At 41.8% G+C, this 706-nt stretch carries 1 protein-coding gene; it reads left to right on the forward strand.

From position 1 onward, the window contains the following. A partial coding sequence (locus tag JMX75_RS12845) for an IS3 family transposase (RefSeq protein WP_201532561.1) occupies positions 1-638 on the forward strand: 638 nt, incomplete at its 5' end. Positions 639-706 lie beyond the last annotated feature (68 nt).

Genomic DNA, 706 nt, shown 5'->3' on the forward strand with positions numbered 1-706 from the left:
GCATAAAGATTGGCCGTGATGGCTTCTTTGATTATCTAAGAGCACACCGCTTGTTGGTTAAGCCCAAACGTAGCTATACAAAGACGACCTTTAGTAAGCACTGGATGAAAAAGCATCCCAATCTAACGAAAGATGCCCCTGCGCCTATCAAGCCTGAACAAACCTTGGTGGCTGATATTACTTATGTCACATCCAAACAAGGGACGCACTACCTATCGTTAGTAACGGATGGGTATTCAAGACAGATTATGGGGTATCATTTAAGTGAGAGTATGCCAGCGACTGAGGTTGTAAAAGCGCTTAAGATGGCAGCTCAAAGGCGGCGTTATACTCATAAAGCGATTCATCACTCTGATAGAGGCCTTCAGTACTGTGCATCAGAGTATCAAGAGGTGCTTAGAGCAAATAACATCACACCGTCTATGACCGATGGCTATGATTGTTATCAAAATGCATTGGCTGAGCGCGTTAATGGGATTTTAAAGAATGAGTTCTTGTTGTATGAGTGCAATACGATGAGTGAGCTTAAACAGCTGATCGATGAGTCTGTTTATGTCTATAACCATATCAGACCGCATTTAAGTTTAAATATGAGAACACCTGCTGAGGTACATGACGGTTATTCATGTCCTGCTTAATACAAAAAAGCCAGATACTCAGGGTATCTGGCTTAGCAAAAACTATCAATCTATTTTAGGACGAGACA

Source organism: Psychrobacter sp. LFX-11D, from assembly GCF_904846475.1.
Taxonomy (GTDB): domain Bacteria; phylum Pseudomonadota; class Gammaproteobacteria; order Pseudomonadales; family Moraxellaceae; genus Psychrobacter; species Psychrobacter cryohalolentis.